The sequence below is a fragment of the Pseudomonas sp. Marseille-P9899 genome (assembly GCF_903166565.1).
GTDB classification, from domain to species: Bacteria; Pseudomonadota; Gammaproteobacteria; order Pseudomonadales; family Pseudomonadaceae; genus Aquipseudomonas; species Aquipseudomonas huaxiensis.
Window position 1 is genome coordinate 693486 of sequence record NZ_CAESCG010000001.1, and the last position, 16095, is coordinate 709580.

Consider the following 16095-nt stretch of genomic DNA (forward strand, 5'->3'; position numbering starts at 1 on the left):
TCAGCCGGGCTGTCGGCAGTACACCGCGCCGCTGAGGGTGTCGATCAGCGCATCGATGCTCGACAACTGGTTCAGTTGCTCCACCGGCACTTTCACCTGCAGCTCGCGCATGGCGTCGGAGACGATGGTGATGATGTCCAGGCTGCTGGCGCCCAGATGATCGAAACGCAGCTGAGTGTCGATCGGCCCGAGGTCGAGAAAGGCCAGCGCGGCTTCGGTGTGTTTGATCACTACCTCGCGAACCTTGGCGTGGATGTCGTGCATTGCATGGCTCCTTGTCATGGCACCCAATCCAGGCCACCGGTGAGGTGCATGGCCTGACCGTTAACGAATCCGGCCCCGTCCGAGGCCAAGTAGAGCACCGCCTGCGCCACGTCGTGCGGCGTGCCGAGGCGACCGCTCGGGCATTGCCCGAGCCAGTGTTCGAAGGTTTTCGGCGGCGCGCTGTCGCGGCTCAGGTCGGTGTCCACCAGGCCCAGCACCAGCGCATTGGCGGTGATACCGCGACGCCCGTATTCGCGGGCGAGGGTGGCGGCCATGGCGATCAATCCGGCCTTGGACACGTTGTAGGCGATCTGCCCGGTCATGCCGTGCGCGGCCACCGAGGACAGCAGCACGATGCGTCCGCGACGGCGGGCAATGAAACCCGGCAGCAGGGCGCGGCACAGGCGGAAGTTGCCGTCGAGATTGACGTCCATCACCGCCCGCCAGTCGGCGTCGGGCAGGCTGACGGCGAGGCTCGGGCGATTGATCGCGGCGTTGCCCACCAGCACGTCGATGCCGTCGAGGGCGCTGTCGGCCTGGTCGCACACGGCATCGATGGCGGCGGCGTCGGCGAGGTCCAGGCGCAGCGCGACGCAGCGTTGTTCCGGCGCGGTCTGCGCGGCGTGGCGCTGCACGGCGGCCGCGGCGTCGGCGTCGTGATTCCAGGTGAAGGCGACGTTGTGCCCGGCAGCCAACACCTGCTCGACAATGCAGCGACCGATGCCGCGGGTGCCGCCGGTAATGAAGAAGTTCATGGCTGCGACTCCCAGCGGCCGAGCACCGCAACACAGTTGTTGCCGCCGAAGCCGAACGAGTTCTTCAGGAGGTAGCGCACCGGGTGCATCACCGGGCCGGCGGCGCAGATGTCGAAGTCCAGCTCCGGGTCCGGGTCGTCGAGGTTGATGGTCGGGTGCAATTGCCCGGCGCGCATCTGCGCGATGGCCGCCACCAGTTCCACCAGCGGCGCCGACCAGCAGGTATGGCCGAGCATGGATTTCGGTGCGTTGACTTTCATCTGCGCCAGATGACGGCCGAAGGCGCGGCGGATCGAGCGCGCTTCGGTGATATCGCCCAGCGGCGTCGAGGTGGCGTGGGCGCAGACGAAGTCGATGTCTTCGGGGCGCAAGCGGGCTTCGCGCAGCGCAGCATTGATCGCTCGCACCTGGCCGTCTTCCTGTGGACTCGGCTGGCGGCTGGCATCGGAGCGCGCGGCGACCGCGAGCACTTCGCACAGCGGCTCGGCACCGCGGGCCACGGCCAGATCAGCCCGCTCCAGCACCAGGCAGGCACCGCCATGGCTGGGCACGAAGCCTTCGCGGCGGCGGTCGAACGGCCGGCTGGCCTGTTCCGGGCAGTCGTTGAAGGCGCGTTGGCTGACCGCCTGCATCAGCGCCAGTGCGTGCAGTTCCAGCGGCGAGTAATCCAGCACCGGTGCCAGCACCACCACCCGTTCGGCGCCGCCGTAACGGATCTCGTTGAACGCCGCCCGCAGCGCCAGTGCGCCGCTGGCGCAAGCGCCGCCAACGGTGTAGCCGGGACCACGGATGCCGATCACCTCGGACGCCACGGCGGCATGATCGGAATCCAGCCCGGCGAGGCCGAACTGCACATCGATATGGTCGGGGTCGCGCTGGAACTGGCGGTAGTTTTCGAAGTTGTAGTTCTGGCCGATGTTGTGCCCGCCGACCACGATGGCGGTTTCGCCGTCATCTCCCGGTGGGTGTTCGAACAGCCCGGCGTGCTGCCAGGCGCGTCCGGCCATCAGCACCGACAGTGCCGTGGACCACGGCAAGCGGTTGCTGGCCCGGCGCAGGCGCAGGCGTGCTGCGTCCGGCAGGCTGTCGGCCAGCGCGGCAAGCCGTGGGCGGGGTTCGAAACCTTCCAGGCTGCCGCCGACCTTGGTGGCGATATCGCCCATGTGCTGCCAGCGGCTGATGCCGGAGCGGCCGGCGAGCAGGTTGTCGAGCAGGGTGCCCGGGTCTTCGCCCAGGGCCGTGAGGACCGACATGCCGGTCACGACGATACGTGGCAGCTCAGACACGACAACCCTCCATCACCACCACCGTGCGCACCGCGCCATCGACGCTGATGCGCCCGCCGAAGACCGCGAGCATGCCGTTGTCGTCGAGCAGGCGGACTTCGATATCCATGATTTCTCCAGGACGCACCTGGCCGATGAACTGCGCCCCGAACACCCGTGTTGCCAACAGCCGCAGCGGCGCCGGCGGGCAGCCGCAGGTCATGTGCAGCAGGCACTGGCCAGCCTGGGCGATGGCCTCGCCCTGGAGCGAGCCGGGGTAGATCGGGTTACCGGGAAAATGGCCGGCGAGCACCGGGTCTTCAGGATCGACCCGGCGTTGCGCCAGCAAGGCATTGAGGTGCGGATCCCACGCGAGAATCCGGTCCAGCAACAGGAACGGCGCGCGGTGCGGCAGCACCTGTTGCAGCGGCGGGAATTCTGCGACGACGGCGGATGCCGCCGTCTGTTGCAGCAACGGACCACGGCGCAGTTGGGCCAGCGCGGCGGTGACATCCAGGGCAGCGCTGGTCCCCGTCATGTCAGGCGGCCCGTGCCTGGGTCACGGCCACGGCGTTGTCCAGCACCCATTGCAGCACGCCATCGGCTTCTGGCTTGGGCACCGAGGCCACGGCGCAGGATGCGGCGTTGCGGCAGGCGATGCCCTGGCTTTCATAGCCGGCGAACCACACGGCCTCGTAGGCGGCGATGGTTTGCAACTGCTCGCCGCTGGTGCTCTGCAGCGCCTTGCTCAGCGGTTCGGTCAGAGCCTTGATCGCGCCACGGTAGCCGGTCACCAGTTGGCTGAGTTGAGCATCGAGGGCGGCGCCAAGTTTGAGCGTGCGGGTTGCCTGCACGGCCTGCTCGTAGACCTCAAGCGTCTTGCCGACGAAGTAGTCGTTCTCCACCGTCGGATTTTCGGTCGCGGCGCGCTTGGCGAAGGCCACCGCCAGCTCGCGGAACTCTTCGGCGGTGAAGAACTCGTCCTGCAGGCCGAGGAACACCTTCACCTGCAACGGGATCGGCAGTGTAGCCAGCACATCCAGCGGCAGTTCGGTGGCGTTGTGATCGGCGAACATCTGGCGAATGGTCACTTCGGGGAAATCATCGCAACGGGCGAGCTGAATCACCCGGTCCACGGACATTGTGTAACTCATTACAAGTCCCTCTTGGAAATGGTGTAGACGGCATCAATGCAGTCTCCGGCTGTAGGTTTCGTCACGGAGTAGTTGTAAGCCGACGCGCCGCCGCCATTGCCAATAACGTTGATGGCATTGGTACCGTTCATGGTGAACGCCAGCACGAACTGGGTACCGTCGTCGGCCTGGTAGGTGATCCTGCCGTCGGGGTTCTGGCCGTTGGCGATGAATACCGACACCGGCGAGCTGTTCGCGGTGACCTGGGTCGCCGGCGTGGTTTGCCAGTTCGCACCGTTGAGGCTGTACGCGGGCTGATAGACCAGTACCAGCCTGACGTTGGTTTTCAGGTTGCCGTTACAGGTACGGTTGGGGGTTGGACTACTGCCGCCGCCACTACTCATAAGCGTTCTCCATGATGGCCTTGCTGTGTGGGTGGGTCAGGATGCCGCGGCCAGAAGCGTGCCGGACAGGATGCCCGCCGAGACACGGGTGACCGTGCCTGGCAGAGCAGATAGGAGCGTGGCCGCCGTTGGCCAGGCCACGGCATTGCGCGTGGCGCCAACCGGGCCTTTGCTGGTGGCGGCGGTGAGGAACACCGAGGCTTCGTCGCGCACGGCGCAGTTCAGATCGAGGGCCGGGACCAGGCCGCTGCTGCCGACGTTCTCCAGGCCCTGCCACTGCCGTGCACTGGTGACCTTGACGTGCTTGAGCGTGGTGCCTTGCGCTGCGAACACATGGATGAACTGGCCTTGTACGGCGGCGCCGGCGGCGAGGCAGTCGATCGCCGAGCCATTGCTCAGGCCCAGTTGCGAAGTGACTTCGCTCCACTTCGCGTCCCAGGTATTGGCGCCGTTGCGCACGCTCAGCCAGATACCCTTGCTGCCCGAGGCGAACACGAACAACTGACCGTTTGCCACCGCGCAGGCGACGCGGGTGCAGCCGGCGGGCAGGCCGGTCGAACTGATGGCCGCGAACGCGCTCCAGGCGGAGCCCGAAGGCTGGCTGGCGAGCCAGACTTGATTGGCAGACAGCGCCGTGACCACTACCACCGACCCAGAGAGGGTCGCGGCGATATCCGTGGGCACGGCCATGTTGCCGGTGTTTAGGGGAATCGGATGGGCGCTCTCCCAATTGCCGACCACGGTAGCGGAATTGTGGCTGACCACGCCGTTGGCCAGGGTGAACACGTAGAGCCGGCTGGCCTGGCTGGTGGTCGCCAGTGACTGGATCGGCGCAGGCTGCACCGGTGCGGATACCGCTTTCACTGCCGACCAGACGCCGGCCCCGTTCTGGCTGGCCAGCCAGGACAGCCCGGTGGTCTGGTGATACGGCGCGAAGGCGTTGAGCAACTCGTTGTAGCAGACCAGGCAGAAGTCGGCGGCGGGGTCACGCATCAGGCAGTTCTGGCTTGGCCGGTAGATGCCCTGGGCGTAATTGCCGCCGCCTTCGAAGGCGCCGACCATCCACGGTTGCCAGCCGCTGGCTGCCGGATTGGAGGGCAGGGCGGTGTAGCCGGGAGTGAGGTACTGCGCCCACTTCAGCGTGGCGGCGGCGATGTTTGTGGTGAGGTTGGGGCTGCTGGGCTCGATGTCCGGGTAGGTGCCGGGCTGGGCGGCGTACTCGACGCCGAGTCCGGCCGCCAGTTGGGCGATGGCCCGGGCCAGCAGCGCGACGTTGCCGCTGTCCAGGGTCAGGGTGCACTGGTTGCCGCCGAAACTGCCGCCGGCAACGGCAGTGTTGGCAATCACCACCGCCAGGTGCCAGGTGATCCCGGCAGCGTTCAGCGCGGCGTTCACCAGGCTGGGGGAGGCGGAGATACAACTGCTGGAATTGCCGTCGGCGCAGGACACCGTGCCCAAGGCGTTGTTCACCGTGACCGGCGTACCGCAACCGGTGCCCGAGCCAATGCCCGAAGCCGCCGAGACGGTATCGATCATGTAGACGTTGATTGCGTCGGCCAGACGCCAGGAGATCGGCACGATGTCGCTGAGCCCAGCGAGCAAGGTGACCACCGCCTGGTGGAATGTGGTGAGTTGGGAAGAGGTAAAGCCATCGCCGGTGATCGCGATGATGAAGCGTTTGCCATCGTCACCGTTGTCGACGATTTTCGTGCACGACACAGCCGAATCCATTCGAATCACCCTCATCCATAAGGTCGAAAATTCTTACTGGCAAACGCGAATTGTTTTACTTCGATGGCGGCATCCTGCTATCGCGTTTGAACGCCCGTCAAGGGTGTTCAGAAAAGTTTCATAGATACAAGTTGACCAATTCGTCGCTTTTTTTGGCTAAAAAGCGGGTGATAGAGCGCTTGGGTTCGGCTCGGTGCCTAACACATCTTGAGTGTGAATCAATGACCCGAATCAATGCTTTGTGCACTTAGGAGTCGGTTTCACGGTGTTTTTGCCAACCCGACAAGTGAAGCAAGGCGAATCGGCCAGAAGATCCGCCCGATAGTCCCACACTCAAACGGATATCGGCGTGGTTCAGCGTCGCGGTCCTTGCACGTGCTGGCACGGGGCTTCTAGCATGGCCGTTTTTCGCAAAGGAAAAGCCGCATGCTGGCTTCGTTGTTCGCCGTTCTGGCGCCGGTCTTCATCGTCGCCGGTATCGGCTTTATCTGGGCGCGCAAGGGCCATGCCTATCCCACGGATTTCATTGCCAGCCTGGTGATGACCGTCGGCACGCCCTCGCTGGTGCTGTCCACCCTGCACCGCACCCGACTCGACCCTGCGGCCTTCACCCACATGGCCCTGGCCTGCGTGCTGTGCATGGTCGCCATGGCGGCGGTGGGTTATGCGGTCAGCCGCGCCTTTCGCCAACACTGGCGGGTACTGATGCCGGCGTTCATGTTCCCCAACACTGGCAACATGGGTTTGCCGGTGGCGCTGTACGCTTTCGGCGAGCAAGGCTTGGCCCTGGCGGTGGCGTTTTTCCTGACCTTGTCGAGCTTCCATTTCACCCTCGGTATCGCCCTGTCCGGTGGTGTCGCCTCGTTCCGCGGGCTGTTGAAAAATCCGATTGTCATTAGCCTCGCGCTGGCATTGCCGGTGATCTTCTTCGATCTTGAACTGCCGCGCTGGCTGGGCAACACCGTCGATCTGCTGGGCGGCATGACCATTCCGCTGATGCTGCTGACCCTTGGCGTATCGCTGGCCAGCATCCGCCCGCAACACATCGGCAGCGGCATGCTGATCGGCGCGTTGCGTATCGTCATCGGTGCTGGCGTCGGCTGGGGCATCGGCGCGTTGCTCGACCTGGACCACCTCGCCCACGCGGTGCTGGTCATGCAATCGGCGATGCCGGTGGCGGTGTTCAACTACCTGCTGGCGGTGCGGGCCAATCGTGCGCCGGAGCAGGTGGCGAATGTGGTGATGTGTTCGACGGTGTTGTCGTTTGTGTGGTTGCCGCTGGTGTTGGCGGGGTGGATGTAGCCGTGTCGCTCACGCGGACGCCTTGCGCGTGCCCGCCGTCGAGATGATGTAGTCCGCCAGCGTCTTCACGGTCTGGTCCAGATGCAGGTTCGCCCGGTGGATCAGGCCTACATCGCGGTGGAACGTGTGCTCGCCCAGGTCCAGTGCGCGGACCCCGCCGGGCCATCCCTTGCGGCTGTCGGTTTCCGGTACCAGCGCCACGCCCAGGCCATTGCCGACCAGCTTGATGATTGCCTCTTGCTCGTCCAGTTCGCAGACCTCCCGGGGCACGAAGTGCATCTGGCGCAGGAAACGGTCGACCTGGCGGCCGCCGAACGAGGCGCGGTCGTAGCGGATGAAGGGGTGGGTGGTGAGCAATTCGGTCCAGTCGTCACCCTGGGTCTGCTTCGGCACGATCAGCCGGTAGGGCTCACGGGAGAGGGTTGTCCAGACCAGATCACTCTGCATCGAGAAGGGCGGGCGAATCACCGCGGCCATATCCAGTTCTCCAGCATCCACCAGGTTGACCAGTTCCATCGAGACCCCTGGGAGGATGCGCGTCCGGCACAGCGGGAACTGCCGATGGAAACGCGTCAGCGCATCCGGCAGCAAGCTGCGCTGAACCGAGGCGATGGCGCCGATATTGACCCGCATGGGCATCGGCAGTCCGGGGCTGTGGGTCCCCAGTTCGGCGTACATGCGCAGCAACTCCTGTGCCTGCAGCAACAGTTGCTGGCCGCGCCGGTTCAAGTGCGCGGAGCGTCCGCTACGGTCGAACAGTTCGAAGCCAAGCTCCGCTTCCAGGCGCTGCATCTGGGCGCTTACGGCGGCCTGGGTCAAGCCGATGCGGTTGCCGGCCGCGGCGAAGGTACCTTCCCGGGCAACGGCAATGAAGGTTTTCAGTTCGCGGATCATTCACAAATTTCCTTTGTGTTAATGACAAAATCATATTGTTTTTTTTATTGAAAGCCCACCCGTAGCATCAGCTCCATCCATAACAACAGTGCGTTGGAGTACCTGATGAGCCTTTCTCCGTTTCACCTTGCGATCCCCGTCTACGACCTTGCCGCCGCGCGTGCTTTCTACCGGGACGTTTTCGGCCTGGAAGAAGGGCGCTCCGCGACCCAGTGGGTCGACTTCAACTTCTACGGCCACCAACTGGTGATTCACGAACACCCCAAGACCTCCTCCCAGGAGAGCGTGCACAGCAATCCGGTCGATGGCCACAACGTGCCAGTGCCGCATTTCGGCATCGTGCTGCAGTGGGAGCAGTGGGAGGCCTTGGCCGAGCGGCTGACCCGCGCCGGAACCGCGTTCGTCATCGAGCCTTACATCCGTTTCAAGGGGCAGGTGGGCGAGCAAGCCACCATGTTCTTCTTCGATCCTTGTGGTAACGCGCTCGAGTTCAAGGCGTTCAAGGACATCGGTCAACTGTTCGCCAAGTGACACGACACGGGCACGGCCGATGAGCCGTGCCCATTACTTTGTGAGCTGAAAGCTCATGAATCTAGCTACTGCCTCCCACGCAGATACCTCACTCCAACAAGAAGGCTAGACATGAAACGTATTCCCCTGGTTTGGCAAATCGTTGCCGGGCTGTTGCTTGGCGTGCTCGTCGGTTGGTACTTCAACACTCACCCGGACTATCAACAGTGGGTCAGTACCGAAATCCTCAAACCCCTGGGCGACATCTTCATCAAGATGATGAAGATGGTCGTGGTGCCCATCGTCTTCTGCTGCATGATCCTGGGTATCGCCGGCGGCGGAGACAACAAGTCGTTCGGGCGCATGGGCGCCAAGGCACTCGGGTATTTCTTCGCTATCACCACGCTGGCGATCATTCTCGGGCTGTGCTTCGCCAATCTCTTCGAGCCTGGCAGCGGCACCGATATTTCCGGCCTGGCCCGAAATGCTGCGGCGTTAAACCTGGAAGCGCCCAAAGGCGCCCTGGTGGTGTTGCAGAACATCGTGCCGGACAACCTGTTGGTCGCCATGAGCGAGGCGAAACTGCTGTCGATCCTGTTTTTCGCCGTGCTCTTCGGCATGGCCCTGAACGCATTGCCTCGCGAGCGCAGCGCGCCGGTGATAGCGCTGATCCAGGGCATCTCCGACGGCATGTTCAAACTGGTCAGCTATGTCATGGCCTACGCCCCGATCGGTGTGTTCGGGATGATCGGGGCCACGGTGGCGACCTTTGGCTTTGCCTCGCTGTTGCCGCTGCTCAAACTGATCGGGGTGGTCTATCTGGCGCTGATTGTGTTCGCGTTGGTGTTCCTGGGTGGCATTTGCTACCTGATCGGCGAGAACGTGTTCAAGCTGGCGCGCTACTTCCGTGATGAGTTGATCCTGGCGTTTTCCAGTGCAGCATCCGCAGCGGTGATGCCGCAACTGATGAGCAAGCTGGAACGCTATGGGGTGCCGCGGCGCATCGTCAGCTTCGTGGTGCCGGTGGGCTATGCCTTCAACCTTGATGGAGCGTCGATTTTCCTCGGTGTCGCTACCATCTTCGTCGCCCAGTTGTATGGCATTGATCTGTCGCTCACGCAGCAGGTGCTGCTGGTGGTGACCATGGTCCTGACGTCCAAGGGAGCGGCGGGTGTGCCCGGTTTTGCCATCATCATTCTGTCCGCCACCCTGGCATCGGCGGGGTTGCCGCTGGAAGGCGTGGCATTGATCGCGGGGATCTTCCGCATCATCGAAGGCGGCACCACCACGCTCAATGTGTTGGGCAACGCGATCGCACCGCTGGTGATCGCGCGCTGGGAAAAAGTCGAGTTGCTACCACTGGCAGAAGTGCCGGAGAAGGCCTGAGGCGCAACGCAGCCAGGGGAGGGCGTAGAGAGCGAGTGGGTACCAGTGGTCGATTAGGAGTGGGTTTGCAGGATTGCTTATAGACGACTGGTCTAATCGCGTCTATGATCCGCGCCCATGAAGAAATCATCCCAAGACATGCGCCAGCACATCATCGATGTGGCCAGGACGCTGATGACCCACAAGGGCTACACCGCGGTTGGCCTGAATGAAGTGCTGAGCGCTGCGGGGGTTCCCAAAGGCTCGTTCTATCACTACTTTCGCTCCAAGGAAGAGTTCGGCGAGGCCCTGTTGCAGGAGTACTTCGCCGACTACCTGAGCACCATCGACGGGCTGTTGGCTGGGAGAAACACCGGTGCCGGGCAACTGATGGCGTACTTCGACTACTGGGTCGAGTCACAGTGCTCGCACGCATCGAACGACAAGTGCCTGGTGGTCAAGCTGGGAGCGGAAGTCTGTGACCTGTCCGACCCGATGCGCCTGGTACTCAAGGGCGGCACCCACAAGGTGGTCGAGCGCCTGGCGGCTTGCGTCGAGCGTGGCCAGGCAGACGGTTCGATCGGTTCCGCGCAACCGGCGCCAGTGTTGGCCGAGACGCTGTATCAGATGTGGCTTGGCGCCTCGTTGATGGCCAAGGTGGAGCAGGCTCCCGAGCCGTTCAAGGCCGTCATGACCATGAGCAAGCACCTGCTGGGCTGAGGTGCTTTTTTTTCGCCACTTTACTAGACGACTGGTCTAATTCTGGCGTTTTTCCACCCTTCGCTGGCAGTTGGCCGAGGGTGTTACCCGCAAGAGGAGCAATGCGATGAATCATCTGCAAGACAAGGTTGCCATCGTCACCGGCGCATCGTCCGGGATCGGCGCCGCCAGCGCCCGGGCCCTGGCGGCCCGTGGTGCAAGGGTCGTGGCCGCCGCGCTGGACCAGGACGGGCTCGACGCGCTGGTGGACGACATTCGTCAGGCCGGCGGCGAGGCGCTGGGCAAGGTCGCCGATGTGACCCGTGCCGAGGACATGCAGGCGCTGGCCGCGTTGGCCAAAGGCACCTGGGGGCGCATCGACATCCTGATCAACAACGCCGGCCTGATGCTGTTCTCCAATTGGACCGACCTCGCGGTACGGGATTGGCAAAGCATGATCGACGTGAATATCAAGGGCTCGCTCAACGCCATCGCTGCGGTGCTGCCACACATGCTTGAGCAGCAGGGCGGGCAGATCCTCAACATGGATTCCGTGGCCGGGCATCAGGTGTCGCCATCGGCGGGGGTGTATTGCGCGACCAAGTTCTTTATCCAGGCCATGACCGAATCCATGCGCAAGGAGCTGGGTGTGCAGCATGGCATCCGGGTCAGCACCATCAGCCCTGGGGTGATCGATACCGGCTGGGCCGACAAGGTAACCGACCCGGCCGGTCGCCTCGCCGCGCAGGCACTCAACCGCATTGCCATTGCTCCACAGGACGTTGCCGATGCGGTGGTGTATGCGCTGGATCAGCCACCGCAGGTCACCATCAATGACCTGATCATTTCGCCGACTCGCCAGGACTGGTGAGCGTCGCGCAAGGGCGCTACCAGCGCCTGAATTCTTACCCCATTCCCTAAGCCCTCACTGGAGTTTCTACCCATGACGACCTCGTACATCCACGATCACAACGCAATTCTTGACCTGCTCAAGCAATACGGTGAGGGCGGTGCCAAAGCCGACAGCCGCCTGATGAAACCCGCGTTCCACGAGAAGGCGACGATGTTCGGCGTCGATGACGGGCAATTGGTCGGCGGTGGCATCGACAACCTCTACCAGGTGATCGACAGCGCTTTCACCCCGTCGCCGCAGGCCAGCGGCGTGGTGGCCTACGTCGATATCGTCGGCACCGCCGCCAGTGCCCGCGTCGATACCGATGACCTCTCCGGCTTCTGCTTCACCGACTACTTCAACCTGCTGAAAGTCGAGGGCCGCTGGACCATCGTCAGCAAGATCTACCACACCCGCTCCGCAGCCTGAGGCCTACCCCATGAACAAGAACATCAAAGCGGTTCCTACCCGTGATTACGATGCCGTGATTGCCGTCGCCGCGAAGTACGTCGAAGGTCTGCGTGTTGGTAGCGCGGACACGGTCGCCGAAGCCTTCCATCCCGATGCGGTGATGTATGGCTTCACCAACGGCCAGTTGCTGGGCGGATCGGTTGACAACCTCTACACGTTCATCCGCAGCAATGGTGATGCACCTGACATCACCACCCGCCTGGATATCCTCGCCATCACTCCGACCACTGCGGTGGTGCGCGTTGACATGGAGCAGGATGCCATCGGTGCCGATTACAACGATTTTCTGACCCTGATCAGGATCGATGGCCGCTGGCAGGTCATCGCCAAGGTCTATCACCAGTTCGAAGCCTGAGGTCCGCGCCATGCCCGTAGTCGAGTTTTGTGCCCTGGTCGAGAGTGACGTTGAGCGCGTGTGGGCGGTGCTCCGGCAGTTCGGTCGCATCCAGGCCTGGCATCCCGGCATTGTCGAGAGCCATATCGAAGACCAGCAGCCCGAGGGTTTGCCGGGGTCTGTCCGTTATTTGCGCCTGGGCGACGGTGCGGTGGTTCGCGAACGCCTGCTGGCGGTGGACGACCAGGCGCGGCGTCTGAGTTACCGCTTCGAGGAGGCACCGCTGCCACTGCTCGACTATGTTGCGACGGTCCAGGTGCTGGCCCTCAGTGACGAGCCGCGTGCGGTGATTCACTGGCGTGCGGGTTTTGGCGTACCGACGGCAGAGTCCGCCACTCATTACCAAGGGCTGGTTCGCGAACTGATCGTGGCAGGCCACCACGGGCTGGCTGCATTCCTGGCCAGTCATTAAATTTTTTGATCACGAGATAGACGACCGGTCTATTCGATTGACCGGTCTTTTCAAGGAGTAAGCAACATGACTGACAACAGTCTCCTTACCGATCTTTTCTCGCCGGTAACCATGGGCGCGCTGCAGCTTGCCAACCGCATCGTCATGGCCCCGGTCACCCGCAGCCGCTATGGCGAAGACGGTGTGCCCAACGCATTGCACGCCACCTATTACGCCCAGCGCGCCAGTGCTGGCCTGCTGATCGCCGAGGCCACCAACATCTCGCCGCAGGGGCGGGGTTATGCCGCGACACCGGGCCTGTGGAGCGACGAACAGGTTGCCGGCTGGAAGACCGTGACCGACGCCGTGCACGCGGCGGGCGGCAAGATCGTCAGCCAGCTCTGGCATGTCGGGCGTTTCTCCAGTGTCGAGTTGCAGCCGGGCGGCCAGGCACCGGTTGCGCCGTCAGCGATCAAGGCCGAAGGCGACACCTACACCGTGGACGGCTTCGTTCCGGTGTCCATGCCGCGTGCGCTGGACACTGACGAGATCCCCGGAATCATCCAGCAATACGTGACCGCCGCAGAAAATGCCAAACGCGCCGGATTTGATGGCGTCGAAGTGCATTCGGCCAACAGCTACCTGCTGGATCAATTTCTGCGCGACTCGACCAACCAGCGCAGCGACCAGTACGGCGGCTCCATCGAGAACCGCGCGCGGCTGACCCTGGAAGTGACCGACGCGGTGGTCAGGGTCTGGGGCCGCGAGCGAGTGGGCATACGGCTCTCGCCGGTCACCCCGGATGCCGGCAATACACCGCCAGATAGCGATGTCATGGGGTTGTATGGGCACCTGATCGAGGAGCTGAACAAATTTGGCCTGGCCTATCTGCATCTCGTCGAAGGCGCGACCGCCACCTCGCGTCGGGTGCCCGAGGGCGTTGATCTGGATGCCTTGAGCGCGCGGTTCGAAGGCCTGTTCATCGGCAACAACAATTACGACCTGGACATGGCCATTCAGCGTCGCGCCGAGGGCCGGATTGATGCCGTAGCCTTCGGCAGGTTGTTTATCGGCAACCCGGATCTGGCGGCGCGGCTGCGTCATGGGCATGACCTGGTTGTGGCACCGCGGGAGTCCTACTACGGCGGAGGCGCCAAGGGCTATACCGACTGGCCTGTGTTCGCCGGGAAGTGAATCACTGTGAAAGGACACACAGGACCTTCTGTGTTCAGGAACGACGCGGGTTGCCGCGCCGTGGCTCAAGTGGATCCGCGCTGCGCCGACGGGTTGCGTCAAAGGTTTCAAGGCCAAGTACTTGTGGGCCAATGCCTTGTCTCCCGATGTTGAGGCTGACGCGCGACCATCTGGAACATTGTTTGAACGTCTGCGTCCGCAAGGCGACCTAAACCTGTAACCACACACAGGAGTCACGCCATGCACGACAAACCGAACGACGACCAGGGCCCGCATTCTTCGGAACATTCCAGCGGCAACGACGATCCGGGTTTTGATCCGGATTCCCCGGACCTGAATGATCCGCAGGTCGACCCGGCGGGGCCGGCGAAGGCGCCGCTGGGTGGACCGGGGAGTGAGGGTGGTAAGGAGGATTGAGTTGGCAGGTGCCTGTCGACGGGATTTCGGCGTTTTTGAAGTCGAGCTCCGCTCTGCGGTACATCGCCGGTTTGCCAGCGATGCACCGCGTCGATCAAGGCGTTGGCAGGTTCTCCATCCGCCAGTGGGAGCCGGGAAGGTGATTACTTTTTTCGGAGGCCTCAAGCGCGTTGCTGCTGGTCCGGTTCAAGTAAAGAAATTCCTTGTCGCCCGGGGTTCTCAGCTGGTCTGTGACTTGCTCCCAGGCGTAGCCTTCACTGCACACTCGAAGCACCAGGTCCCTGATCGAACCCTGGTCGCCTTTGCTCAGGCAAAGTGCCGGAACGGATTTCAGCCGGATCATGACTTTGTTTCCCGCTTGTACCCGCTCCCATTGCTGATTGGGGTTGTTCTTGTCGCATCCCCAGAGCCCAACCTTTGCCCCTCCGGTGTAACCGTGGGCATCCACGCACTGGGAAGGGGCGGCCACGCTATGAAGGAGGAACGGCGGAGTTTGAGCCACGGGCAGCTTTTTCCAGTGGGATCCGGGCTGAGAACCACCGTTTTCGGCGGCTTCAAGTGTGCCGTCGCTTTTACGGCTCAGGTAGAGAAAGTTCTGAAGCCCCAGGGTTTTGAACTGGCCAGTGACTTCCTCCCAGGCAAATCCTTCATGGCACTGAAGGAGTAAAACGTCCCGGGTCGAACCATCATGACCTTTGCTCAGGCAAAGTGTCGGATAGGCTTTCAGCCGAATCAGTATCTTGTTTCCAACCTGTACTTGCACCCATTGCTGATTAGGGTTGTTTTTGTCACACACCCAGAGCCCTACCTTTGTTCCCGCAGATTGGCCATGAGAATCCACGCACTCGGCAGAACCGGCCATGCTTTGAATGAGAAACGGTGAAGACTCTTCATAAGAGGCCAATCTGTGGGCCTGTTCTCGCCACACCCGGGCCATGTCAGCGGTATTGGCATTACCCAGGGGAGAACCGTTTATGGAGCGGTTTGGTGTTGAGTAATACGGCACGTTGTTGCCACAGAGGATGGTGCTGTATTTTCCGTCCGAGTAGCCATACCGATAACTCTTGTCACCGCCATTGCAATGTGAACCCCCAGCGCCGTGAGCCACTTCATGGCGGAAAACGATACCCCCGGTTACGTGATTGATTGAGTATCGACCGGGTGTCCACGCCATGCCGCCTATCCCGCCATCTTGATCGGTGGGCATGAAAAAACCGGCCACCAGACTGGACCGTGAGTAATTGGCAAAGATTGAAGGCAGCGACGAGAGGGTTTCGGTAGTCTGCGGATAGTTTTTCTGCGTTACGGCGATCTCTCCCACGACCAGCCTGATGCCTGTCACCCCAGAGTTCCGCAGGCCCAGATTCACGGTCTCCAACTGCGCCAGTGTGTAGGCGGTCGTGTCACTCACGTAATCGGCAGCGGCCCGTGAATAGCCCATCAGCACGGTGATCTGGAGTTCTCCGCTGCGGCTATCCAGAGGTTCTTTCAGGGCATCGGCCCTGGCTTGCTCCTGCGGGTCGAACACCGAGTCGTCTTTCAGAAAGTCTGTTTTCGTGTCCTCATTGAACGTCTGGCTGCCGTCCGCCTGGCCGAGCACCAGGCCGCTTCGGTTCGGGCCATTGACCAAGGCGAGGAAACTGCCGTCGTCCTTGTTCACGATCACGATGAAACCGCCTGGCTCGTTGTTATCGCGAACAAGATTGGCGCTACTGAGGTGATAGCCCGGCTGCGATGTTTGAGGCTCAAGCCTGGGTGCCTTGACCCCTGCGAGAAGTGGCGACGTCCTGGTCTCGGCACGGTTTTCCAGCAGCGCGGGAACATCCAGAAAGTGGCCTTGTTCGCGCACGATTGGGGTGGGGGCAACGGTTTCGGAAGCGGCTCCGGATCCTGCGCAAACCAGCGAGAATCCCAGCAGCAACACGATGCCCCCGAAGCGGGTTCGCAGTGTTGATCTGTTCACGGTAGTGTCCTGTTCGATGAGTGGAAAAACTCATGAAAATTTCAGGAATGC

Annotated in this window: 19 protein-coding genes; 10 read left to right on the forward strand and 9 right to left on the reverse strand. The window is 62.5% G+C overall.

Annotated elements, in window-relative coordinates:
* From HWV67_RS03060 to HWV67_RS03090, 7 genes are read right to left on the reverse strand one after another with little or no spacing between them, the layout of a single operon-like run.
* Positions 1 to 264 carry an acyl carrier protein gene (locus HWV67_RS03060; RefSeq protein WP_157969657.1) on the reverse strand — a complete coding sequence of 88 codons (264 nt, stop codon included), beginning with the start codon at positions 262 to 264 and terminating at the stop codon, positions 1 to 3.
* Between the two features lie 14 nt (positions 265 to 278).
* Positions 279 to 1019 (reverse strand): SDR family NAD(P)-dependent oxidoreductase, encoded by a 741-nt coding sequence (locus tag HWV67_RS03065; protein WP_175649868.1) that lies wholly within the window; start codon positions 1017 to 1019, stop codon positions 279 to 281.
* Positions 1016 to 2305, reverse strand: a complete 1290-nt coding sequence (locus HWV67_RS03070; RefSeq protein ID WP_175649869.1) for a beta-ketoacyl-[acyl-carrier-protein] synthase family protein — start codon at positions 2303 to 2305, stop codon at positions 1016 to 1018. The genes HWV67_RS03065 and HWV67_RS03070 overlap by 4 nt, the downstream gene beginning before the upstream one ends.
* Positions 2298 to 2822 (reverse strand): 3-hydroxyacyl-ACP dehydratase FabZ family protein, encoded by a 525-nt coding sequence (locus HWV67_RS03075; RefSeq protein WP_175649870.1) that lies wholly within the window; start codon positions 2820 to 2822, stop codon positions 2298 to 2300. The genes HWV67_RS03070 and HWV67_RS03075 overlap by 8 nt, the downstream gene beginning before the upstream one ends.
* 1 nt (position 2823) lies before the next feature.
* Positions 2824 to 3438 (reverse strand): hypothetical protein, encoded by a 615-nt coding sequence (locus tag HWV67_RS03080; RefSeq protein ID WP_175649871.1) that lies wholly within the window; start codon positions 3436 to 3438, stop codon positions 2824 to 2826.
* Complete coding sequence (locus HWV67_RS03085; protein ID WP_175649872.1) at positions 3438 to 3821, reverse strand: hypothetical protein; 384 nt, start codon at positions 3819 to 3821, stop codon at positions 3438 to 3440. Before HWV67_RS03085 ends, HWV67_RS03080 begins: the two co-directional genes overlap by 1 nt.
* 36 nt (positions 3822 to 3857) lie before the next feature.
* Positions 3858 to 5540, reverse strand: coding sequence for a M64 family metallopeptidase (locus tag HWV67_RS03090; RefSeq protein ID WP_175649873.1), 1683 nt, complete (start codon positions 5538 to 5540; stop codon positions 3858 to 3860).
* A 438-nt stretch (positions 5541 to 5978) separates the two neighbouring features.
* On the opposite strand from HWV67_RS03090, the gene HWV67_RS03095 reads away from it, so the two are divergent.
* Entirely contained in the window at positions 5979 to 6854 is an 876-nt protein-coding gene (locus tag HWV67_RS03095) for an AEC family transporter (RefSeq protein ID WP_175649874.1), read from the forward strand.
* Positions 6855 to 6863: 9 nt separating this feature from the next.
* Here the strand turns inward: HWV67_RS03095 and HWV67_RS03100 are convergent, their stop codons facing one another.
* Complete coding sequence (locus tag HWV67_RS03100) at positions 6864 to 7748, reverse strand: LysR family transcriptional regulator (protein WP_175649875.1); 885 nt, start codon at positions 7746 to 7748, stop codon at positions 6864 to 6866.
* Positions 7749 to 7853: 105 nt separating this feature from the next.
* Here HWV67_RS03100 and HWV67_RS03105 point away from each other — a divergent pair, with 105 nt between their 5' ends.
* The 9 genes from HWV67_RS03105 (at position 7854) to HWV67_RS03145 (ending at position 14081) form a co-directional block, all read left to right on the forward strand.
* Positions 7854 to 8279 (forward strand): VOC family protein, encoded by a 426-nt coding sequence (locus HWV67_RS03105; protein WP_175649876.1) that lies wholly within the window; start codon positions 7854 to 7856, stop codon positions 8277 to 8279.
* 111 nt (positions 8280 to 8390) lie between these two features.
* Entirely contained in the window at positions 8391 to 9644 is a 1254-nt protein-coding gene (locus HWV67_RS03110) for a cation:dicarboxylate symporter family transporter (protein WP_175649877.1), read from the forward strand.
* Positions 9645 to 9761: 117 nt separating this feature from the next.
* The gene (locus HWV67_RS03115) at positions 9762 to 10343 is read left to right on the forward strand and encodes a TetR/AcrR family transcriptional regulator (RefSeq protein ID WP_175649878.1); all 582 of its coding nucleotides are present in this window, start codon (positions 9762 to 9764) and stop codon (positions 10341 to 10343) included.
* 106 nt (positions 10344 to 10449) lie between these two features.
* Complete coding sequence (locus HWV67_RS03120) at positions 10450 to 11193, forward strand: SDR family oxidoreductase (protein ID WP_175649879.1); 744 nt, start codon at positions 10450 to 10452, stop codon at positions 11191 to 11193.
* 72 nt (positions 11194 to 11265) lie between these two features.
* The gene (locus HWV67_RS03125; protein ID WP_175649880.1) at positions 11266 to 11643 is read left to right on the forward strand and encodes a nuclear transport factor 2 family protein; all 378 of its coding nucleotides are present in this window, start codon (positions 11266 to 11268) and stop codon (positions 11641 to 11643) included.
* Positions 11644 to 11653: 10 nt separating this feature from the next.
* Positions 11654 to 12040 (forward strand): nuclear transport factor 2 family protein, encoded by a 387-nt coding sequence (locus HWV67_RS03130; RefSeq protein ID WP_175649881.1) that lies wholly within the window; start codon positions 11654 to 11656, stop codon positions 12038 to 12040.
* A 10-nt stretch (positions 12041 to 12050) separates the two neighbouring features.
* Positions 12051 to 12491 (forward strand): SRPBCC family protein, encoded by a 441-nt coding sequence (locus HWV67_RS03135; RefSeq protein WP_175649882.1) that lies wholly within the window; start codon positions 12051 to 12053, stop codon positions 12489 to 12491.
* Positions 12492 to 12557: 66 nt separating this feature from the next.
* Positions 12558 to 13664 (forward strand): alkene reductase, encoded by a 1107-nt coding sequence (locus tag HWV67_RS03140; RefSeq protein ID WP_175649883.1) that lies wholly within the window; start codon positions 12558 to 12560, stop codon positions 13662 to 13664.
* Positions 13665 to 13904: 240 nt separating this feature from the next.
* Positions 13905 to 14081 (forward strand): DUF6021 family protein, encoded by a 177-nt coding sequence (locus HWV67_RS03145; protein ID WP_175649884.1) that lies wholly within the window; start codon positions 13905 to 13907, stop codon positions 14079 to 14081.
* 94 nt (positions 14082 to 14175) lie between these two features.
* Here the strand turns inward: HWV67_RS03145 and HWV67_RS03150 are convergent, their stop codons facing one another.
* Positions 14176 to 16044 (reverse strand): ricin-type beta-trefoil lectin domain protein, encoded by a 1869-nt coding sequence (locus HWV67_RS03150; protein ID WP_175649885.1) that lies wholly within the window; start codon positions 16042 to 16044, stop codon positions 14176 to 14178.
* Positions 16045 to 16095: the final 51 nt, after the last annotated feature.